Raw genomic sequence first — 21,620 nt, 5'->3', positions numbered from 1 at the left:
ACGACGCCTTAGAAGTTGTTGTGCCGGATGTAGTGGAAGTTGCACCGCTGGTTGTTGTTTCCTTGCCGGTGATTGTAGTAGTTTCTTCGGATGTTGTTGTGGTAGTCGTTGTTGTAGTCGTCGTTGTGGTGGTAGTCTCCGCCGCAACGATGATTGTACCGGTGACTACGTTATAATTGTCCTTATCTGTCGGGGTAAACTCCCATGTCAGGACATTCTCCCCTGCTTCCAGAGCTTCCAGTTGAACATTCAGCCATTTGATGGTACCGGGAGTATCATCCTCGCCAGTGGAGATTGCCGGAATTGCATCCCCCTCGCTGTAGGTCTTATCCTCAATGGTGGGGGTGACGGTTGGATCAGCCTTGGCAACGTTGATGGTAATTTCGATGTCCTTGATGACGTTGTAATTGTCCGTATCTTCAGGTATGAAAGTCGCCTTGAATACGTTCTCCCCGGCATTGCCAACGGAAGTGGTTTCCTCGTCCTGCCATGTGAAGCCAGCGGGGAGTTCCACATCTTTCAGGGTCTGACCATAGGTGGCGGTGGCAACAGGAACGGTGTATTCCGGGGGTGCCCTTAACGATCTTCACGGTAAGGGTAATAGCGCTTGCGCCGTAGTCCCCGGATTCGCCGATGGCAACCACAAGGGTGTATTCGCCGAGATCCGTGGGCGAAGTATTCAACTTTGTTTCGCCGTCATACCAAGTGAAGGTCAGCTCGCCCGCGCCGGAATATGTGAAATTCTCCGCAGTGGGTGCGGCAAGGGCTTCGCCGGTGTAACCCACTTCGGTGGGATAGTTCTTGTTTGTGAGTTTCGGGTCAATCATTCCGCAATCGGCGCAAACGCCGTCCTTGTAATCATGCAGCTTATCGCTTTCATCGCCGTCGTTATTGTATGTGATACAGCCCTTTGTTGCGTAAACCTTTGCGCCACCTAAAGCAGGGGAACTCTCTGTGTTTAAATCCTGTCCCCAGACCGAGCCGTTTTCTCCCTGTGAAAGGAGATAAGCCACCTCGCCGCTGTTAAATTGGGCTGTGGTTTTACCATTGACATTTGTAACTGTGCCATCATTATAGCCGACAGCATTTCCGCTGTATTTATCGCTGTCAAAATAGCAGTTTGTGATTGTGTCCTCATTTCCGCCGCAAACACCACCGTTATTGTCTGAACCGCTGACTTTGCTTGCGTTATAGCAGTTTTTGATTGTGCCGTAATAATTATATCCACACACGCCGCCGACATAATCTGTTCCGCTGACTTCACCTTTGTTAGAGCAATTTGTGATAATGCTGAAACTACCATTAGCGCCGCATACGCCACCGACATTACTTGAACCGATGACAACTCCTGCGTTATAACAGTTAGTGATTGTGCCGTAATTTCCACCGCACACGCCGCCGACAGAATTCTGACCTTTGAAATAGGAATCAACAACGCCGACATTTTTTATTGTGCCTTGGCTACAACCGAATAAGCCGACATAGTTTGTGTTTTCATTATTGAAATACAATCCACTGATTGTATTTTTCCTTCCGTTAAATATACCAGTGTATGTATTTGAACGAGTATTGCCAATAGGTATCCAGCTTTTAAAGTTGCCGGTGTTTAATTCGCCGTTTTCATTTATAACACTCTCGTTCACGACAATATCTGCCGTGAGGACTGCGTTTGCATTTGTATTTCCGCTGTTTACATAATCTGCAAACCAGTAAAGCTGACCTGCATTGGAGATTTCGTAACGGTTTGCTATTTCGTTGTAAACCGCCGACTCATAGTCGCCTTTACAAAGACTACAGAAACCGTTTTTTTTATGGGAATGATAGCCGACAAGTCCGCAAACTGTGCCGTTTGTAAAGTCTGAGGTGGCTTTGCCGAGGACATTTTCAGAAACAGTGCCACCCTCATTATAGACAGCATTTCCGCTGTAAACAGTGCTGTCATAATAGCAGTTTGTGATGATTGCTGTTCCCAAATAATTCAAATTACGTCCGCACACGCCACCGACCCAATCACTGCTGCCTGTGCTGACTGCCCCTGTGTTATAGCAGTTTGTGACGGTTGCTGTTCCACCAGCATAATAATTCTCTCCACACACGCCGCCAATCCGAGCATCGCTGCCTGTTCCGCTGACTGCCCCTGTGTTATAGCAGTTTGTGATGGTGCCTCCAGAATTATTTCCGCACACGCCGCCTACAAAAGCATTTTCATAAGTTGCATTGACTGCCCCTGTGTTATAGCAGTTTGTGATGGTACCGTTATAATTATATCCGCACACGCCGCCGACAGAAGCATATTCACCAGTTGCACTGACTGCCCCTGTGTGATAGCAGTTTGTGATGGTGCCGTCATTTTTTCCGCACACGCCGCCGATATGAAACCTGCCTTTGAAATAGGAATCCTCAACGCCCAAATTGGAAACGCTGCCGCCGCTTCCTACATAGCCGAACAAGCCGACACAATCTGTACTGATATTATTGAAATACAAGCCGCTGACGGTGTGGCTATTTCCGTCAAATGTGCCGGTGTATGAATAACCAATATCGTTATCGACATCATACCAGCCGATCGGCGTCCAGCTTGTGACGGTAGTGCCCTCCGGTACAGTGCCGTCATCGTTCAGAGAATTCAGCAAATTGCTGTTCACGGTAATATCTGCCGTGAGGACTGCGTTGGCGGAGGTGTTCTGCTTTGTGCCGGTCGGATTATCCGTTTCGTCATAGTCGCACACGCTTGCATCCCCGTTTACAAGCCCTGCAAACCAGTAAAGCTCGCCTGCTGTTCCGATTTGATACACACCGTTGTCTACTGATGGCTCTTTTGGTGTTGTGTCTGCCACCCCACAGCGAGTGCATACTCCTTCAACAAAATTGTGCCCTAAAGCAGGTGTACCATCTGAAACTTTCTTCTGCCAACCGCATATTGAACATTCGTAAACGTCATAGCCTCCCTCGGTACAGGTTGGGGCAATGGTCGTGTCCGTTTTTACCCGATTATGCAGAATGAATTCGCTCATCTGCAGGACATCTGCACCTTGTGTTGCTGTGATTTCCAGCTTGAAGTACTGATACCGTGTGGATGTTGAACCCGTTAATTCATCATAGACATATTCTGTATAGTTTTTATCCTCCAGTTGCGTATCATCTGTGATAGCGTCAATTACTTCCCAGCTTGTGGAATCCTTGCCCGCTGCTGAATTCGCAGTCTCATCATTGCATCCATACAGCGTCCAACTTTTCGGGTTTCTGTCGATCCATTCTGCATTGTCATTGCCTGTGACAATGGAATAACCCGTGACCGATATGGGTTCTGATGCACTGAAAATAATGTAAGCACCATTGCCGCCATCAGCAACAGATGTAAAGCCAGTAACACACCATTTTGAAAAATTACTTTCCGTAAATTTTCCGTCAATAAGGCTTGCATAACCCTCATCGCCATCGCCCGTACCAGCAATTGCCGTGAAAGTTACGCCTTCCTCGCCTTCCGCACTTACTGTCAGTCCCAGGTCATGGCTGCTGAATGTTCCGCCGGGAAAATACAGCAGCATGGAAAAAAGCATTGCCACCACGGATAGAAACGCAGTGATTTTTTTCGTGTGTGTTTTTACCATAAATATTCCTCCTGTCATATTTCATAGCATTTTATCATGATATGCGTGCTCTTGGCTTCATGTGCTTTCACATTCGTTACACCCATACAATCACCCCGCATATCAGAATTAATTGTCCAATCTAATTATATCGCAAAAGAGAAAATCTGTCAATATGATTAATAAAAAATGTTGATATTTTATAACTTATTCGGCGATTAAGGTCTAAAGAGAATGCAGTTCCTCTTCTTCTGGTAGTCGGATGAACTAGAAAAATTCCGATAAGACAAATGAGCCTTATCGGAATTTTTACACGTTATGCATTTTTTAAGTGCCGTCTGATTCAGAATTGTCATTTTCTCTTCTCTGAATACTCTCCGACAACCACTTGCCGCTGTGTTCCGTCATCGGTACAGGTAATCACTGTCACACGGTTATCTCCGAAATCTTCCAGTACCCATACCTCATCCGGGTCAACAATGAAATTTTCTGTCACCTTATAAATATAACAGGCACGGCTTTCATCTGTATCATAGATTTGAATTTCCATACCAGACTCTATATTTTTCAGGTTATTAAGGCAATACCGCACAAAGATTGCGCGTCAGGTGCGCCGTCAGATTTTTCGTCAGATGAAACAAAAAGCGCAGTGAATACTTTGTGTATTCACGAGCATTTTTGTGAAATATGACGGAAAATATGCAAGCATATGACGTGCAAAGCCATCAGGCGCTCTTTGTGCGGTGTTGCCTTAAAGTATTCCTTGTAAATCGTGCTGCTATGTCCGGCAATGCAATAGTTGCCAGAACCAACTTCGCCAGTATCGGTAAAATGCCCGGCAGCGATCGACAAGGTGTCATTACCCGTACCTTCCAGAACAGGTGCTTTGATGTTCAGGTCTGGAATTTCAATGACAACATTTTCCTGCATGAGTTTCTGTTGACGCAGGACTCGGATGATTTTCCGGCAGCCATATACTCCCAGAACACTTGCACCGATCACAAAGGCAATCAGCCCTGCCAGGAACATGACCCATCGTTTTTTTGACAGCCTTGCACGTTTCATGCAGTTTTACTCTTCCTCTTTTCTTCTGCGAATGACGCCGGATTTCATCATCACAAAGATTCCGGCAAATACCAGCAGCACTGCACCAGATGCTGTCATCAGAGTGCCCATGGAATTGTTACCAGTCTGCGGCAGGTTTACTTCTGCACCGCTGCTGTCTTTACCGATACCTGTTTCAGGGGCAATGATGTAGGTGTCAAGCACATTGCCGGATGCATCTGTCAGTACAATGGAAAGTGTGCCGTCGTCATTGGCAGTTGCTTCTGCATTTGCAGGCAGTACGCCGTACTTTTCCTCAAATGCATCACCTGCAGCAACGTCGCCGCCGCAATAGCTAATATTCGGATTATCCGGATCTACTGCAATTGCTTCGCCGCACTGTTTGCCGTCACCGCTTCCGTGAACCTGAATGTACTGTGTAACGTCTATTTCATCAAATGTTTTTCCGCCGTCACGTGAACGGAAAATTGCTGTTCTTACGTCACTGGAATATGTACATCCTGCCAGCATTTAAACATTGTCTTCGTTTGTGGGGACAATGCAGATTGGCTCTCCTGCACTTATTTTTTATGATTTCGCCTTCCTCTAGTTTTCATCTTCAAGGCATTTCTTTTCCAGTGACGCAAGAAAGGCGATACTGTTATTGTATTCCTCCATGGTACATCCAGTCATTTGCAAAGCATTTTCCAAAGAAGAATTCGTGTTTTTCATCAATTCTGTGATGAGCTGTACAAGTCTTTTGGCATCTGCCTCGGCTTTTCCTTCGGCTCTTCCTTCAGCTCTTCCTTCAGCTTTTCCGATTTTCTCTCGTTCATCTCCATAATTTCTTACCGCTTCACACATATGACTCACTCCCTCTTCTGTTTCCTTATAATACTTCACACGTTCAGACAAATCTCCGAACATGGTATTTTGGGAATCACTGTTCTTAAAATACTGCATTAGTTCTGAAATACGCGTATCGTCCTGCACTGCTGAATTAAGGCAACACCGCACAAAGAGCGCCTGACGGCTTTGCACGTCATATGCTTGCAGATTTACCGTCATATTTCACAAAAATGCTCGTGATAATCCTGATCTCTTACCTGTACTTCCACATTGTACACTTTATGTTGTGCATCCTCTGCATATCCATCCAGAATCACAGAATGTCCTACCAGATTCCGCATGGTATACTGTGTCCGGACTTCAGTAACATGCAGATCATCTCTGCCCGTCAGGATCCGCAGCATGACTTCAAATGCGCCTTTGTCCTGCATAACGACAGTGAAAAAATCATCATCCATCAGATTGAATTTCCGTACCTGCTCCCGCTTCTGTTCAAATGTACCGATCAGACTGGCATGGTCAATTTTCATTGGTGTCACCCCCTGGCTTCCTCTGATTTTATTATAGCATAGTCAAAAGAAAATTGCAACTATTGTTCTTCTCGCACGTATGCTATAATATCCGTCATTGAGAAAGCCGAAATTCCAAGTGATTTGTGTCCCAGTGTATCCCGACATATTCAGTTGTCTACAGACCGCTGTAAATTTGTTAGCTACCTGTTAGCTACGACCCTCGCCAGCCATTTTTTTCTCCAGACGCAAAAAGCCCCGAAACGACGAAGTTTCGGGGCAAAATTGCAATATAATATTGGTGAGAAGTTATCTCTTGCTGAACTGCGGAGCACGACGTGCAGCCTTCAGACCATACTTCTTTCTTTCCTTCATTCTCGGGTCACGAGTGAGGAAGCCAGCCTTCTTCAGAACCGGACGCAGTTCCGGGCTGTATACCAGAAGAGCACGGGAAATACCGTGACGGATTGCACCAGCCTGACCGGTAACGCCGCCGCCGGTAACGGTGCAGATCACATCCATCTTGTCCATGTTGTCAGTCAGATTGAGAGGCTGACGAACGATGAGCTTCAGGGTGTCCAGACCGAAATACTCGTCAATGCTTCTGCCGTTAATGGTGATATTGCCGGTACCCGGATACAGGCGAACTCTTGCAACAGAGTGCTTCCGTCTGCCGGTACCATAGTAGTATTTAACCTTGGATTCGTACATCTTTTCTGCTCCTTTCCCTTAGAACTCGCAAACTTCCGGCTTCTGTGCCGCCTGCTTGTGCTCTGCGCCCTTATAGGTACGCAGACGCTTCAGCTGGTTTGCGCCCTGGGTATTGTGCGGGAGCATTCCCTTAACAGCGATCATCATTGCTTCATCTGCTTTTTCTTCCATCATAACCTTATACTGTGTCTTCTTCAGACCGCCGATCCAGCCGGTGTGCCAGTAATAATACTTCTGCTCCAGCTTGTTGCCGGTGAGAACTGCCTTGTCACAGTTGATGATGATAACATGGTCACCACAGTCTACGTGCGGTGCAAATGTCGGCTTGTGCTTGCCGCGCAGCAGGTGTGCAGCCTGTGCCGCAACACGTCCCAGGGGCTTTCCAGCAGCGTCCAGAACATACCACTTGCGGTCTACTTCGCCGACTTTCGGCATCGTTGTTGCCATAGTAAATTCCTCCATCTAAACTTCTATCAAAAATAATCTCGGTTCCGCAAAAGCAGGAACCAGGCAGAGGGCAGTTGGGTCAGACTGCACTGCCGGCATTGCGCAAGATTATAACCGGTCTCTCTGACAGTACAAGAAATATTATAACACAAAACCTCCGGAAATGTCAAGCAGAAACCAGCAGATTTTCTTTCGATTTTCAGAAGAATTTCCTTGTGAATTTTGTGCATGTTGCCATTTCGGGCAGGAGAAAGCCCTGTATGCTTGCAATTTCTCCAAAACTGCGATATAATAGTATATCAGCAGTCCGGCACACAAAGTCGGGCTCATACAGAACACAAGAGGTGTTTTATATGTATCCTACGCATTCAGAAGAACCTGCACGGCTGGTGTTTCTCACACGCCGTGCCTATGAGACCGGGCAGATCCGCCTGCTGCTGCGTACAGACGCTGTCTGTGACGAGCGTGACACAGGCTGGCAGCTGCTTCATGGAAATGAAACGGGGCTTGAACTTGCCAACCCGGAAAACAGTCTTTTGATCTCCGTGGAGCGTGCCCTGGAACTGGAGCCGTGCCTGGCATCCCTTCTCATGGCGTACACGCCGCCAGCAAAGGAGGCATATGCCTATGATGAAAAGGCAGGGGCATTTCTTCCAGCGGCATACCCAGAGGATCCGCCTACGTGCTGAGGTCAGCCGGTGATCACGTGGCTGGCATCCGCATTGGCGAGGATCATATAGTACACCAGACACGCAAGAATACATACAATAAAGAAAGCCACGACTACCCGGAACCGAAAGCGTAGAAACGGTTTTGGCTTGTGGATATCGTCCACACGGCGCAGCTGTTTTTGCTTTTTAGCCATACTCAAACTCCCTTCGCAGCAATCTGATTCTATTATACGGGATTTGCAGGGATTTTGCAAGACCTTTTCTATGAATTATAGAAACACACTTTTTCGCAGCTGCAATAAAAGGAAAAACTGTAGGGGCGAATACAGTTCGCCCCTACACGTCCCGACCTAATCCCTTGGTAATTCATAATCGAAAGAAGGTGGAAAAGATGTTGTTTCAGAAAAAATTTGGTTGCATCGTTCTGAAAGAAGAAAGTAATACCCAACAACAAATTGAATTGTTGAAAAAGCAACTGACACTTGCTCCTGATTTTCAAAAAAAGCAGATTCAAGCACAAATCAAGCTTTTAAAAGAAGGAGAAATAGGCGAAAAAAACATTCTCTTTGAGTTAAAAAACAGCGGTATTGATATGTATGTGCTGCATGACATTCGCTTAGTGGATGAAGATCGTTCAGCACAAATTGATTTTATCGTTATTACCAGACAGATTATTTTTATCATTGAATCCAAAAATCTAATTGGCGATATCGAAATTGATGAAAACGGCAGTTTCATACGCAATTATGAGGTGTATGGCAAAAAAATCCGAGAGGGATTTTATTCCCCTGTTACACAGAATGAGCGCCATCTTCAGATCATCCATGATATTAAAATGAAAAGTAAGAGCAATGCCATTTTACGCCTGACTTTTGACCATTGGTTCTCTGATTTCTATAAACCGCTTATTGTTCTGGCAAACCCCAAAAATTGCATTCGCAACAAGTGCAAAGATAAATTTGTTTCAGAACAGGTCATACGTGCTGACCAACTGATTTCCACCATAAAAAGGATGAATAAAAATTCCAAGCTTGATTCCTATAAGCAAAAAGACTGCCTTGCTATCGCAGAGGAATTCATGAATTGGGATACACCTAAACCAATAGAGATACCCCCAACAGTTGAAGCACCGTTGCCTGTTGCACCTAAACTAACACCAGGTATATCTGATAACACTACAGAGCAAAAAATCTGTCCAAGATGCGGCGGCAATCTCATATTGCGTGTTGCAAAGAACGGTAAATACGCCGGCAACAGGTTTTATGGGTGTTCCAATTATCCAAAATGCAAATATATTCAAAACGAAAAATAACCCCGGAAAGGAGCCATCACTATGTGTGGTTTTGTAGGATTCACCAATCACATTGACAATTCCAACGTTGTCCTCCAGGAAATGCTGGACAAAATCCGTCACCGCGGACCGGATGCGGAGGGAACTTACATTGACGAGCATATTGCCCTGGGGCACCGCCGTCTGAGCATCATCGACGTTTCCGACGCCGGAACCCAGCCTCTCTACAGCGAGGACGGCAATCTGGTTCTGGTCTACAACGGCGAGATCTATAACTATCAGGAGATCCGTGCCCGTCTCGTAGAAGCCGGTTATCATTTCGCCACACAGACAGACTCTGAGGTACTCATTTACGGCTACCGGGAATATGGCCCGGCACTGCTCCAGCAGCTGCGTGGGATGTTCTCCTTTATCATCTGGGATAAACAGGAACAGACCCTGTTCGGCGCACGGGACTTTTTCGGCATCAAACCCCTCTATTATGCGCAGATGGGTGAGACCTTCCTTTTCGGCTCGGAAATCAAGAGCTTCCTGAGTCATCCCCATTTCAAAAAGGTACTCAACACTGCGGCACTGGAAAACTACCTGACCTTCCAGTATTCCCCCTGCGACGAGACCTTCTTCCAGGGTGTCTACAAGCTGCCGCCGGCACATTATTTCATCTACAAAAACGGCGCATTCGAGATGAAACGGTACTGGGATGTCCACTTCAAGGCAGATGAAAAGCCGGATCTGGACACCTGGGTAAATCGTATTTCCGATACTTTCCACAACAGCGTGGAAGCCCACAAGATTGCCGATGTAGAAGTCGGCTCGTTCCTTTCCAGCGGTGTGGATTCCAGCTATGTGGCAGCCATCGCCAATGTGGATAAGACCTTTACCGTAGGCTTCGGCACAGACGAACGCTATAACGAGATCGGCTGGGCAAAGGGATTCTCCGAAGCCATCGGCAAAAAGAATTACAGCAAGGTCATCACTCCAGAGGAATACTGGGAAAAGCTGCCCATGATCCAGTATCACATGGATGAACCCCTTGCCGACCCTGCCGCCATTGCCCTGTATTTTGTGTGCAATCTGGCATCCCAGTCCCTGAAAGTTGTTCTGTCCGGCGAGGGTGCCGATGAAATTTTCGGCGGCTATAATGTATACAGCGAACCCGGCGGCTCTGCCTATGATAAGCTGCCCCGTGGTCTGCGCCGGGGTATCGGTGCCATTGCGGAAAAAATGCCGGCACACCGGGGCAGAAACTTCCTGGTACGTAAGGGCAAGGATCTGGAAGAACGCTTTATCGGCAACGCCTATATGTTCACACCGGAAGAGCGCAGATCACTTCTGAAAATGCGCACCAATGCTCCCGATCCCATGGTGATCACCAAGCCTTTCTATGACAAGGTGCAGGATCAGGACGATGTAACCAAAATGCAGTATCTGGATCTGCACATGTGGATGGCAGGTGATATCCTGCTGAAAGCCGACAAAATGAGCATGGCAAACTCCCTGGAGCTGCGTGTTCCCTTCCTGGATAAGGAAGTCATGGCACTGGCAGAACAGATCCCCACACGCTATCGTGTTACACGGGAAGCTACTACGGACGAAAAAACGCCCTATATCACCAAATACGCCATGCGTCTGGCCGCCAAAAAGGATACACCGCCGGAGACAGCGAAAACAGCTGCCAAGAAAAAGCTGGGTTTCCCGGTACCCATCCGTGTATGGCTGAAAGAAGACAAATATTATCAGATCGTGCGGGATCGTTTCGAGAGCGACGAGGCAAACCGGTTCTTCCATACAGAAAAGCTGGTGCACCTGCTGGACGAACACCGTGCCGGAAAAGCCGACAACAGCCGCAAGATCTGGACGCTGTATATGTTTCTGGTATGGTATCAGGTTTACTTCCCGGAAAATTGTGAAGCGTAAGCGCTGAAAAGGAGACCCCATGTCAAGCCACGTCACCTATGCCTATATCCGACAAAATCCCGATATCCGGGAATATATCCGCCGTGCCGACATGGCGCTGGCTGCCATCGGCTATACCGAGCATTCCTTTGCCCATGTCGAAAAAGCAGCTCACACTGCTGCCATGATTCTGGAAACGCTGGAATATCCGGCAAGAGAGATCGAACTGGCAAAAATCTCCGGTTTTCTCCACGATATCGGCAATGTTATCAACCGCACAGACCACGCCCAGAGCGGTGCTGTCATGGCATTCCGTCTGCTGGATCGACTGGAAATGCCTGTAGATGAGATCTGTTCCATTATCTCCGCTATCGGCAACCACGATGAGGGTACGGCACAGCCGGTGGATGCCATTTCTGCTGCGCTGATCATCGCCGATAAAACCGATGTACGCCGGAGCCGTGTCCGAAATACGGATTTCATGACCTTTGATATCCACGACCGTGTCAATTACGCCGTGGAATATTCCAATCTCCATTTCAGCGACGACCTGAAATCCATTGTGCTGGATCTGAAAATTGACACGGAAATTTCTTCCGTGCTGGAATATTTCGAGATCTTCATGGAACGTATGCTTCTGTCCAAACGTGCTGCGCTGTTCTTTGACCGGAAGTTCAAGATGTATATCAACGGCAGCAATATCTTATAACGCCTTGCTCCGGATATCAGAAGTACATGGTAGGGGGCTTGCTCCTGCCGGATCATGAAAAATCCCAGAAAAAACGACAAAACACTTTACAAACCACCGGAAATGTGCTATAATGTGAAACGAAAGTACGTTGTGGTTTTACATGCAAAAACCATTGGAGAAACCGCTTCGAGCAATCGAGGCGGTTTTCTTCGGGCTCTTATCCATCCAAATTTCACATGGAGGTATCATATTATGATTTCACCTTATCCGCATCTGATCGACCTGAATGATTACCCGGTTTCCTGGTGGAAACAGGTAGTAGACCTGGGGGAACAGATCAAAGAACACCCGGAGATCTACGCCGGCGCATGCAGCAACAAGATCATGGCGACCCTGTTCTACGAGCCGTCCACCCGGACACAAATGTCCTTCCAGACCGCCATGCTGCGTCTCGGCGGCAGACTCATCGGCTTTGACAATCCGGCAAATTCCTCTGTCTCCAAGGGCGAGACACTGAAGGACACCACGAAAATCGTCAGTGGTTATGCGGATATTCTGGTGATGCGTCACCCCGTTGCCGGTGCAGCAAAGGCAGCAGCGCTTTCCGCAGACTGTCCGGTCATCAACGCTGGTGACAGCGGTCACCTCCACCCCACCCAGACCCTCACAGATCTGCTGACACTTCAGTGCGAAAAGGGACGCCTCGACCATTTGACCATCGGTCTTTGCGGCGACCTCATTAACGGCAGAACAGTACACTCTCTGCTGAAAGCCATGTCCTGTTTCCCGGGGAATCGGTTTATCCTCATCTCCACTCCGGAGCTGGGACTGCCGTCCTATGTCAAGGATATCCTGAACGCCAGCAACTGCGAATTCGAGGAGATCTCTTCTCTGGAAGAGGCACTGCCCCAGCTGGACGTACTGTACATGACACGGATTCAGCAGGAGCGTTTCGCCAGCCGGGAAGAATATCTGGCGCAGAAGGACACCTACATCCTCACCACCAAGAAAATGCAAGCGGCAAAGAAGGATCTCATTGTCCTCCATCCCCTGCCCCGTGTGGATGAGATCGAAGTGGCACTGGACGACGATCCTCGTGCCATGTACTTCAAGCAGGCACGCTATGGCATGTATGTGCGCATGGCGCTGATCATCACCATGCTGAATCTGGACACCCACACCACACTGCTCCACGGCAAGACCGTACCGGGTGCCGCCTGCAAAAATCCCAATTGTATCACCTGCACCGAGACATACCTGCCTAAGAGTTTCATCCCCATCGGTGATTCCCTACTGGAATGCGAATTCTGTAATGAGCGGTTGCTGATGGAGCACTAAGCAAGATACAGTTCAGTTGCCATTCTTATGGGCATCTCTAAAACCCCCGAATCCGTCAGATGTGGTGCAGATTTGCGATAGATTCCCTTGCGGAAAAATGTAGGAATACTCGATGTATTTCAAGTTTTTTCGCAAGAGAAGATGGCGTAAAGATGCGCCGCAGATGACGGGAGAGCGGTTTTTTAGAGGTGACCTTCATACATACCAAAACAGGGCTTACTGCACTTCAACCATGCAGCAAGCCCTGTTTGCATTTATTCTGTTTTTGAATCACCCGATTCCGTCTGCGCCGCCTGCTGTTTTGCGTCTTTCAGCTTTTTCAGGCTGGGACGCATCACCACATAGGCGGTCACGCCGCAGGCAACTGTGAAAATTGCCAGAAATCCGATGATCTTCACCGTTTTAGACGGTTCTTCCTCTGTCTGTGCCTCTGTTGTCACAGCCGTCTGTGCCGGTGCAGTTTCCGCCGCAGAGACCCCGTTTTCCACGGGCACTCCCCAGAGCAGCAGTGCACTCAGGACACACACAAGCCATTTTTTCCAGCGTTTTTCCATGGCATCAACCCAGAGAAGTGGGGAGGGATGTGGACGGCATTGCCGTGTTGTGCTCTAGATAGGACTCGTTCTTCACAACCTTGACATTGTTGTAAACATCCATACCAGTACCAGCTGGGATCAGCTTACCAATGAGCACGTTTTCCTTCAGACCGTACAGATAGTCGCTCTTGCCGCGGATTGCCGCATCGGTCAGTGCCTTTGTGGTCTCCTGGAAGGATGCCGCTGACAGGAAGCTGTCAGAGCTGGACGCTGCCTTTGTGATACCCTGGAGCATCGGCTCAACAGTAACCAGTGCAACCTCAGTCTCCCCTGCATCCATGCGTGCCTGGAGTTCATCGTTGATCTCCATGATCTTGCTGCGGCTAACCATGGTGCCCGGCAGCAGATAGCTGCTGCCCGGATCGTCTACCTTTACCTTACGCAGCATCTGACGAACAATAACTTCGATGTGCTTGTCGTTGATATCTACACCCTGGAGACGATATACCTTCTGTACTTCGCTGATGATATAATCCTGTACAGCCTGTACGCCCAGGATGCTCAGAATATCGCCCGGGAATACATTACCCTCAGTCATGCGAGTACCCTTTGTGATATACTCACCTTCTCGTACACGGATCTTGAAGTTATAGTGAATGGGATAGGACTCAGACTCGCCGGTCTCCTCGTTTGTAACAATAATGGTGCGGGAAGTCTTGATTTCTTCGATATGCACCACGCCGTCGATGCGAGACAGAACAGATGCATTCTTCGGGTGACGGCTCTCGAACAGTTCCTCGACACGGGGCAGACCCTGTGTGATATCACCATCACCACCGCCGCCTGCGACACCGCCCGTATGGAACGTACGCATGGTCAGCTGGGTACCCGGCTCACCAATGGACTGGGCAGCAATAATACCAACCGCCTCGCCGACGGAAACCAGATTGCCGTTTGCCAGGTTCGCACCGTAGCACTTTGCGCAGACACCCTGCTTTGCACGGCACATGAGTACCGAACGGATCTTGATACGCTCTACGCCGCAGTCCAACACCTTCTGTGCGTCTGCTTCTGTGAGCATCTTGTTTTTGGAGATAACCAGCTCGCCGGTCTGCGGATCCCGCAGATCCTCTACCAGGAATCTGCCTACCAGACGTTCAGCCAGCTTTTCAATCAGTTCATTGCTGCCGCTGCGAATCTCATAAATTTCCAGACCATCCGTTGCACCGCAGTCATCTTCGCGGATGATGACTTCCTGAGAAACGTCAACCAGACGACGTGTCAGATAACCAGAGTCCGCTGTACGCAGCGCTGTATCCGCCAGACCTTTACGGGCACCACGGGAAGAAATGAAGTATTCCAGAATATTCAGACCCTCACGATAATTTGCACGAATCGGCATTTCGATAGTCGCACCGGAAGTATTGGCAATCAGACCACGCATGCCCGCCAGCTGACGAATCTGCGCCTTACTACCACGGGCACCGGAGTCTGCCATCATGAAGATCGGGTTGTACCGATCCAGACCGTTCATCAGGGCATCCGTAACATCCTCTGTTGCCTTATTCCAGATCTTAATGAATTGAGCAGATTTCTCCACTGCAGAAAGATAGCCATATTCATACTGGGTATTGATCTCATCAATCCTTGCTTCCGCATCGTGTACAATATTCCATTTTTCCTTCGGAATCTCTGCGTCACAAACGGCAACCGTCAGTGCTGCCTTTGTAGAGTATTTAAAGCCGGTCGCCTTGATCTTGTCAAGTACTTCGGAGGTTGTTGTTGTACCGTGGATCTTGATGCAGCGGTCAATGATCTCACCCAGCTGCTTCTTACCTACCAGGAATGCAATTTCCAGGTCGAACTGCTTGTCAGAATTGGTACGATCCACATAGCCCAGATTCTGAGGAATATTTTCGTTGAAGATCAGTCGACCGACCGTGCAGTCGATGATCTTAGAAACACGCTTTTCGCCGATATCCTTGGTGATACGCACCTTGATCTTGGCGTGAATGGAAACATCTCCCTCCTGATATGCCATGAGTGCTTCGTTTACATCCCGGAACACCTTGCCTTCGCCCTTTTCGCCGTCCTTTTCCATGGTCAGGTAGTAGGAACCCAGTACCATATCCTGTGTCGGAACAGCAACCGGACGTCCGTCCGAAGGCTTCAGCAGGTTGTTGGCAGCCAGCATGAGGAAACGTGCCTCAGCCTGTGCCTCAGCGGACAAGGGCAGATGCACTGCCATCTGGTCCCCGTCGAAGTCAGCATTGAACGCCGAACAAACCAGCGGGTGCAGTTTCAGAGCACGACCTTCTACCAGCACCGGTTCAAATGCCTGGATACCCAGACGGTGCAGGGTAGGCGCACGGTTCAGGAGTACCGGATGGTCGTGGATAACATTTTCCAGAGCATCCCATACCTCAGGAGATGCACGATCCACCATTTTCCGGGCGCTCTTGATATTGGCAATAACCTTGGTATCCACCAGACGCTTGAGCACGAAGGGCTTGAACAGTTCCAGTGCCATTTCCTTCGGCAAACCGCACTGATACATTTTCAGTTCCGGACCTACAACGATAACGGAACGGCCGGAATAGTCAACACGCTTACCCAACAGGTTCTGACGGAAACGTCCCTGCTTACCTTTCAGCATATCCGACAGGGATTTCAGCGGACGGTTGTTGGGTCCGGTGACCGGTCTGCCGTGACGGCCGTTGTCGATGAGGGCGTCTACGGCTTCCTGGAGCATACGCTTCTCATTGCGGACGATGATGTCCGGTGCATCCAGTTCCAGCATCCGCTTCAGACGATTGTTTCGGTTGATCACTCGGCGATACAGATCGTTCAGGTCAGACGTTGCATAACGTCCGCCGTCCAGCATGACCATAGGGCGCAGATCCGGCGGAATTACCGGAACCACATCCAGGATCATCCACTCCGGACGGTTGCCCGACTGACGGAATGCCTCTACGATCTCCAGACGCTTCAGCAGCTTCACACGCTTCTGACCGGAAGAAAGTCCAGCCAGTTCGGTTTTCAGTTCTGCTGCCAGTTCATCCAGATCAATGGCTTTCAGCAGCTTCTGGATTGCCTCAGCGCCCATTTCTGCCACGAATTCATCGCCGTACTTTTCCCGGTATGCGATATATTCCTTTTCTGTGAGCAGCTGCTTCGGCACCAGGTCTGTGGGCCCCGGATCCAGTACAATAAACTTGGTGAAATAGAGTACTTCTTCCAGACGCTTCTGGGAAATTTCCAGCATCTGACCGATACGAGACGGTGTGCCCTTGAAGTACCAGATGTGGGAAACCGGTGCAGCCAGTTCGATGTGACCCATCCGTTCCCGGCGCACTTTTGCACGGGTAACTTCTACGCCGCAGCGGTCGCAGACCTTGCCCTTGAAGCGGATCTTCTTGAACTTTCCGCAGTGGCACTCCCAGTCCTTGGTCGGTCCGAAAATGCGTTCGCAGTACAGACCGTCACGTTCCGGCTTCTGTGTACGGTAATTGATTGTCTCCGGACGTTCTACAGCACCATAAGACCACTCCCGGATACGCTCCGGAGAGGCGAGACAGATCTTGATGGATTCAAAATTTTTAAATTCCAAACCGTTACCTCCTACTACGATCTATGAGGAAACAGACGGCGTACCGCCTGTGTATTTTTTTACGGATACTGACGATCAGAGCAAATCATCGTCACCGTCGTCCATGCCCAGATCAAAGAGTGCATCGTCATCCTCTGCATCGTGATCTGCATCGCCGCCCAGGAAATCATCTTCATCCAGGTCGGCGTCCTCGAAGGACAGTCCGGCATCTTCCATATCCTTATCCACTTCATCATACAGCATGGTTTCTTCTGCATCATCTGCGAAGCTGACCGGCTGCGGAATGATAGCATCATCTTCGTCAAAATTGGACTTGAGGTCGATTTCTTCCTGATTGCTGTCGAGTGCCTTGACGTCCAGACCCAGAGACTGCATCTCCTTGATCAATACCTTGAAGGACTCCGGCAGACCCGGCTTCGGAACATTCTGACCCTTGACGATTGCCTCGTAGGTATTCACACGACCCACAGTATCGTCAGACTTAACGGTCAGGATCTCCTGGAGGGTATAAGCTGCGCCGTAGGCCTCCAGCGCCCATACTTCCATCTCACCGAAACGCTGTCCGCCGAACTGTGCCTTACCGCCCAGAGGCTGCTGTGTTACCAGCGCATATGGACCGACAGAACGTGCGTGGATCTTATCATCTACCAGATGGTGGAGCTTGAGATAATACATATAGCCGACAGTAACACGGTTGTCGAACTTTTCACCGGTACGGCCATCATACAGGGTGAACTTGCCGTCCTCACACATTTCCAGTGCCTTGGGGTTGATGACCTTATCCATGGGTTTCAGCTCAAAGGGATCATCACGGTGCGGTGCATTCTGCTCGTTTGCCTCACGGAAGCAGGCACGGATATCATCTTCGTGTGCGCCGTCGAATACCGGCGTCATAATGTGCCAGCCCAGTGCCTTTGCAGCCATACCCAGGTGCACTTCCAGTACCTGTCCGATGTTCATACGAGACGGTACGCCCAAGGGGTTCAGTACGATATCCAGCGGTGTGCCGTCCGGCAGGAAAGGCATATCCTCTTCCGGCAGGATTCTCGAAACGACACCCTTGTTACCGTGACGGCCTGCCATCTTGTCACCGATGGAGATCTTACGCTTCTGTGCAATATAGCAGCGCACCAGCATGTTGACGCCCGGAGACAGTTCATCGCAGTTTTCACGGGTAAAGATCTTCACATCTACAATAATACCAGCTTCGCCGTGGGGTACCTTCAGAGAGTTATCACGGACTTCACGTGCCTTTTCACCGAAGATGGCACGGAGTAGCCGTTCTTCTGCGGTCAGTTCTGTTTCACCCTTCGGGGTAACCTTGCCGACCAGAATATCACCGGCGTGTACTTCTGCACCGATGCGGATAATACCGTTTTCGTCCAGATCCTTCAGTGCATCGTCGCCCACGTTGGGGATATCCCGGGTAATCTCTTCCGGTCCCAGCTTGGTATCACGGCATTCGATCTCATATTCTTCAATGTGTACGGAGGTGAATACATCCTCACGCACCAGACGCTCGTTCAGCAGAACAGCATCCTCGTAGTTATAGCCTTCCCAGGTCATGAAGCCGATGAGGGCGTTCTTACCCAGAGAAATTTCACCGTCAGCCGTTGCCGGGCCGTCTGCCAGAACCTGTCCCTTGTGGACACGCTCGCCGGCGTCAACAATAGGACGCTGGTTGATGCAGGTTGCCTGGTTGGAACGCTTGAACTTCTGGAGGTGATACTTGTGTGTCTTGTGGTCATCGTCCACCAGCACAATTTCGTCTGCGGAGACGGAGTCAATGACACCATCATATTCCGACACGATGCAGACACCGGAGTCTACGGCTGCCTTGTATTCCATACCGGTTCCTACAAAAGGGCGCTCCGTCTTGAGCAGCGGCACAGCCTGACGCTGCATGTTGGAGCCCATGAGGGCACGGTTTGCGTCGTCGTTTTCCAGGAACGGAATCATAGAAGTCGCAACAGAAACTACCATCTTCGGCGAAACGTCCATGAAATCGACCTTTTCCGCTTCGATTTCCAGGATCTGATCCCGATAGCGGCCTGCTACCTTGGCATTGGCAAAATGACCATCCTCAGTCAGCGGTTCGTTCGCCTGTGCCACAATGTAGTTATCCTCCATGTCGGCAGTCATATAGACCACTTCGTCAGTGACACAGCCTGTTGCCTTGTCTACCTTCCGGTAGGGTGCTTCAATGAAGCCGTACTGGTTGATGCGTGCAAATGTTGCCAGATAGGAGATCAGACCGATGTTCGGACCTTCCGGCGTCTCGATAGGGCACATTCTGCCGTAGTGGCTGTAGTGTACGTCACGTACCTCGAATCCGGCACGGTCACGAGACAGACCGCCGGGACCCAGAGCCGACAGACGTCGCTTGTGGGTCAGTTCTGCCAGAGGGTTATTCTGATCCATGAACTGGGACAGAGGTGAAGAACCAAAGAATTCCTTGATTGCCGAAGTCACCGGACGAATGTTGACCAGCGCCTGAGGTGTGATAACATCCATATCCTGCGCCTGAATATTCATGCGCTCCCGGATCACACGTTCCATACGGGTAAAACCAATGCGGAACTGGTTCTGGAGCAGTTCGCCTACAGAACGGATACGGCGGTTGCCCAGGTGGTCGATATCGTCCACATTACCCACGCCGTCACACAGGTTCAGGAAATAGCTGATGGTAGCATAGATATCGTCTAGAATAATGTGCTTGGGTACAAGTTCGTCTGCACGCTTGCGGATCGCCATGCGGAGTTCTTCTTCCTCCGTGCAGGAATCCAGAATCTCACGAAGCACGGAATAGCGCACCTTTTCGCTGATGCCCAGTTCCTCGCAGTCGAAGTTCACATAGCCGCTGATATCTACCATGCCATTGCCGATGATCTTGATTTCCTTTTCCACAAAGCGGATCTCATTCTCACCGGATTCGGTCACATAATATTCCTTGGTTTCAACCTTGATGAAGGCTTCCTTGATGCCTGCCTCCTGTACCTGCGTTGCCTGGTCGAAGGTCAGGGTCTGTCCTGCATCAAAGAGCAGCTCGCCGGTGGTCTCATCGATAACCGGACGGGACAGCTCGTGACCTGACAGACGGCTGGCAATACCCAGCTTCTTGTTGTATTTATACCGACCGAACCGGCACAGATCGTACCGCTTCGCATCGAAGAAGAGGTTGTTCAGGTGTGTCAGAGAGCTTTCCACCGTAGGCGGCTCGCCCGGACGGAGCTTCTTGTACACATCAATGAGGGCATCCTCTGTGTTTTTGGTGGCATCCTTTTGTAGGATGGTCTGGTTCAGACGTTCGTCGTTAGCGAACATCTCCACAATTTCCTCGTCGCTGCTGATACCCAGGGCACGGATAAAGGTCGTGATGGGGATCTTGCGGTTTTTATCAATGCGGACATAGACCACATCGTTGGAATCCATTTCATATTCCAGCCATGCGCCCCGGTTCGGAATGACAGTTGCCTTGAACAGATCCTTACCGGTGCGGTCCTTCTCCGATGCATAATACACGCCCGGGGAACGAACCAGCTGGGATACGATAACACGTTCCGCACCATTGATGACAAACGTGCCGCTCTCCGTCATCAGCGGAAAGTCGCCCATGAAGATTTCGCTTTCTTTTACTTCACCGGTCTCCTTGTTCCAGAGCGTCGCAGTCACACGAAGGGGTGCCGCATATGTGACGTCACGTTCCTTGCACTCCGCAATGGAATATTTCGGTGTGTCATCGATCCGATAGTCCGTAAAGTTCAAAACCAGATTGCCGTTATAATCCGTAATGGAAGAAACGTCACGGAAAACCTCTTTCAGACCCTTTTCACGGAACCAGTTGTACGAGTTTTTCTGTACCTCGATCAGGTTCGGCATTTCGAGAACCTCGTTGATCTTACCGAAGTTCATACGAACGTTTTTCCCGCACTGCTTTGGCGTAACATGCACCATTGGCGAAAAACCTCCTTACTCTTTATCAGACATGGCATAAAATCCGCCTGCCGGAGCGAAACTTTCTTTTTTTCAAAATTTCAGAATCCTCTTGACAGGCGTGGGCGGAATGTGGTATACTATTTTGCTGAAAAATATATTTTCACATTACGATACATTTTATAATTATATAACATCATTCCCTGCCTGTCAAGCACTTTTTGTGAATTTTGTTCAAACGCTCATGTTTCCCTGGAAGCAGAGGCGTTTTTTTGTATACCTCTCCAAAACCGTCCCATTTGCCGCCTTTCTTTGCCCATTGCCATGAAAATCAGTATTTACTTTTTTCGAAAATCATGCTATACTGTTGGTAGTGGTAAGTACTGATCTATGGTCGGTTTTTGCTGCAAACGTCCCACCGGGACGTTTGCAGAATTTTACTTGATGAGATGGTTTCACAAGGCGGGGCGGTCTTGTTCGCCCCGCCTCGAAAAAGCTGTCGCT

Annotated in this window: 17 protein-coding genes and 1 pseudogene; 5 read left to right on the top strand and 13 right to left on the bottom strand. The window is 49.3% G+C overall.

Features of this window, described 5'->3' with window-relative positions:
* The 9 genes and pseudogenes from Q0418_RS05720 to rplM form a co-directional block, all read right to left on the bottom strand.
* Positions 1–514 (bottom strand): annotated as a pseudogene (locus Q0418_RS05720) (hypothetical protein); the annotation flags it as partial.
* Positions 420–3,611, bottom strand: coding sequence for a GLUG motif-containing protein (locus tag Q0418_RS05715; protein ID WP_298483067.1), 3,192 nt, complete (start codon positions 3,609–3,611; stop codon positions 420–422). The pseudogene Q0418_RS05720 and the gene Q0418_RS05715, both read right to left, overlap by 95 nt.
* A 331-nt stretch (positions 3,612–3,942) precedes the next feature.
* Entirely contained in the window at positions 3,943–4,182 is a 240-nt protein-coding gene (locus Q0418_RS05710) for a sortase domain-bontaining protein (protein WP_298483065.1), read from the bottom strand.
* 74 nt (positions 4,183–4,256) lie between these two features.
* Positions 4,257–4,655 carry a sortase domain-bontaining protein gene (locus Q0418_RS05705; protein WP_298483063.1) on the bottom strand — a complete coding sequence of 133 codons (399 nt, stop codon included), beginning with the start codon at positions 4,653–4,655 and terminating at the stop codon, positions 4,257–4,259.
* Positions 4,656–4,661: 6 nt separating this feature from the next.
* Positions 4,662–5,165: an LPXTG cell wall anchor domain-containing protein gene (locus Q0418_RS05700; protein ID WP_298483061.1), complete on the bottom strand. Its 504-nt coding sequence runs from the start codon at positions 5,163–5,165 to the stop codon at positions 4,662–4,664.
* A 75-nt stretch (positions 5,166–5,240) separates the two neighbouring features.
* Positions 5,241–5,702 carry a hypothetical protein gene (locus Q0418_RS05695; protein ID WP_298483059.1) on the bottom strand — a complete coding sequence of 154 codons (462 nt, stop codon included), beginning with the start codon at positions 5,700–5,702 and terminating at the stop codon, positions 5,241–5,243.
* Positions 5,699–6,013, bottom strand: coding sequence for a hypothetical protein (locus tag Q0418_RS05690; RefSeq protein WP_298483057.1), 315 nt, complete (start codon positions 6,011–6,013; stop codon positions 5,699–5,701). The genes Q0418_RS05695 and Q0418_RS05690 overlap by 4 nt, the downstream gene beginning before the upstream one ends.
* A gap of 288 nt (positions 6,014–6,301) precedes the next feature.
* On the bottom strand, positions 6,302–6,703 hold the full coding sequence (rpsI, locus tag Q0418_RS05685) for a 30S ribosomal protein S9 (RefSeq protein WP_298483055.1): 402 nt from the start codon (positions 6,701–6,703) through the stop codon (positions 6,302–6,304).
* Between the two features lie 18 nt (positions 6,704–6,721).
* A complete protein-coding gene (gene rplM, locus Q0418_RS05680) occupies positions 6,722–7,150 on the bottom strand; it encodes a 50S ribosomal protein L13 (protein ID WP_295214096.1) in 429 nt (142 codons plus the stop codon).
* Positions 7,151–7,503: 353 nt separating this feature from the next.
* Here rplM and Q0418_RS05675 point away from each other — a divergent pair, with 353 nt between their 5' ends.
* Positions 7,504–7,839: a DUF2185 domain-containing protein gene (locus Q0418_RS05675; RefSeq protein ID WP_298483053.1), complete on the top strand. Its 336-nt coding sequence runs from the start codon at positions 7,504–7,506 to the stop codon at positions 7,837–7,839.
* A 2-nt stretch (positions 7,840–7,841) separates the two neighbouring features.
* On the opposite strand, the gene Q0418_RS05670 is transcribed toward Q0418_RS05675, so the two are convergent.
* Entirely contained in the window at positions 7,842–8,015 is a 174-nt protein-coding gene (locus tag Q0418_RS05670; protein ID WP_298483052.1) for a hypothetical protein, read from the bottom strand.
* 197 nt (positions 8,016–8,212) lie between these two features.
* On the opposite strand from Q0418_RS05670, the gene Q0418_RS05665 reads away from it, so the two are divergent.
* The 4 genes from Q0418_RS05665 (at position 8,213) to pyrB (ending at position 13,037) form a co-directional block, all read left to right on the top strand.
* Positions 8,213–9,133 carry an NERD domain-containing protein gene (locus Q0418_RS05665; RefSeq protein WP_298483050.1) on the top strand — a complete coding sequence of 307 codons (921 nt, stop codon included), beginning with the start codon at positions 8,213–8,215 and terminating at the stop codon, positions 9,131–9,133.
* 21 nt (positions 9,134–9,154) lie between these two features.
* Positions 9,155–11,029 carry an asparagine synthase (glutamine-hydrolyzing) gene (asnB, locus tag Q0418_RS05660; protein ID WP_298483048.1) on the top strand — a complete coding sequence of 625 codons (1,875 nt, stop codon included), beginning with the start codon at positions 9,155–9,157 and terminating at the stop codon, positions 11,027–11,029.
* 19 nt (positions 11,030–11,048) lie between these two features.
* Positions 11,049–11,717, top strand: coding sequence for an HD domain-containing protein (locus Q0418_RS05655; protein WP_298483046.1), 669 nt, complete (start codon positions 11,049–11,051; stop codon positions 11,715–11,717).
* Between the two features lie 234 nt (positions 11,718–11,951).
* Positions 11,952–13,037, top strand: a complete 1,086-nt coding sequence (pyrB, locus tag Q0418_RS05650) for an aspartate carbamoyltransferase (RefSeq protein ID WP_298483044.1) — start codon at positions 11,952–11,954, stop codon at positions 13,035–13,037.
* A 254-nt stretch (positions 13,038–13,291) separates the two neighbouring features.
* On the opposite strand, the gene Q0418_RS05645 is transcribed toward pyrB, so the two are convergent.
* From Q0418_RS05645 to Q0418_RS05635, 3 genes are all read right to left on the bottom strand, one after another.
* A complete protein-coding gene (locus tag Q0418_RS05645) occupies positions 13,292–13,591 on the bottom strand; it encodes a hypothetical protein (protein ID WP_298483042.1) in 300 nt (99 codons plus the stop codon).
* Positions 13,592–13,595: 4 nt separating this feature from the next.
* Positions 13,596–17,183, bottom strand: a complete 3,588-nt coding sequence (gene rpoC, locus Q0418_RS05640) for a DNA-directed RNA polymerase subunit beta' (RefSeq protein ID WP_298483040.1) — start codon at positions 17,181–17,183, stop codon at positions 13,596–13,598.
* A gap of 75 nt (positions 17,184–17,258) precedes the next feature.
* Positions 17,259–21,137: a DNA-directed RNA polymerase subunit beta gene (locus tag Q0418_RS05635; RefSeq protein ID WP_298483038.1), complete on the bottom strand. Its 3,879-nt coding sequence runs from the start codon at positions 21,135–21,137 to the stop codon at positions 17,259–17,261.
* Positions 21,138–21,620: the final 483 nt, after the last annotated feature.

Origin of the sequence: uncultured Ruminococcus sp., assembly GCF_937915125.1 — a bacterium.
Classification (GTDB): domain Bacteria; phylum Bacillota; class Clostridia; order Oscillospirales; family Ruminococcaceae; genus Ruminococcus_C.
This window is presented reverse-complemented; position numbering and strand designations above follow the sequence as displayed.

Coding starts and splice junctions, on each gene's coding strand:
- asnB (WP_298483048.1), top strand. CDS start 9,155: ATGTGTGGTTTTGTAGGATTCACCAATCACATTGACAATTCCAACGTT.
- Q0418_RS05655 (WP_298483046.1), top strand. CDS start 11,049: ATGTCAAGCCACGTCACCTATGCCTATATCCGACAAAATCCCGATATC.
- Q0418_RS05670 (WP_298483052.1), bottom strand. CDS start 8,015: ATGGCTAAAAAGCAAAAACAGCTGCGCCGTGTGGACGATATCCACAAG.
- Q0418_RS05675 (WP_298483053.1), top strand. CDS start 7,504: ATGTATCCTACGCATTCAGAAGAACCTGCACGGCTGGTGTTTCTCACA.
- Q0418_RS05690 (WP_298483057.1), bottom strand. CDS start 6,013: ATGAAAATTGACCATGCCAGTCTGATCGGTACATTTGAACAGAAGCGG.
- pyrB (WP_298483044.1), top strand. CDS start 11,952: ATGATTTCACCTTATCCGCATCTGATCGACCTGAATGATTACCCGGTT.
- Q0418_RS05645 (WP_298483042.1), bottom strand. CDS start 13,591: ATGGAAAAACGCTGGAAAAAATGGCTTGTGTGTGTCCTGAGTGCACTG.
- Q0418_RS05705 (WP_298483063.1), bottom strand. CDS start 4,655: ATGAAACGTGCAAGGCTGTCAAAAAAACGATGGGTCATGTTCCTGGCA.
- rplM (WP_295214096.1), bottom strand. CDS start 7,150: ATGGCAACAACGATGCCGAAAGTCGGCGAAGTAGACCGCAAGTGGTAT.
- Q0418_RS05695 (WP_298483059.1), bottom strand. CDS start 5,702: ATGACGGTAAATCTGCAAGCATATGACGTGCAAAGCCGTCAGGCGCTC.
- Q0418_RS05635 (WP_298483038.1), bottom strand. CDS start 21,137: ATGGTGCATGTTACGCCAAAGCAGTGCGGGAAAAACGTTCGTATGAAC.
- Q0418_RS05715 (WP_298483067.1), bottom strand. CDS start 3,611: ATGGTAAAAACACACACGAAAAAAATCACTGCGTTTCTATCCGTGGTG.
- Q0418_RS05665 (WP_298483050.1), top strand. CDS start 8,213: ATGTTGTTTCAGAAAAAATTTGGTTGCATCGTTCTGAAAGAAGAAAGT.
- rpsI (WP_298483055.1), bottom strand. CDS start 6,703: ATGTACGAATCCAAGGTTAAATACTACTATGGTACCGGCAGACGGAAG.
- Q0418_RS05700 (WP_298483061.1), bottom strand. CDS start 5,165: ATGCTGGCAGGATGTACATATTCCAGTGACGTAAGAACAGCAATTTTC.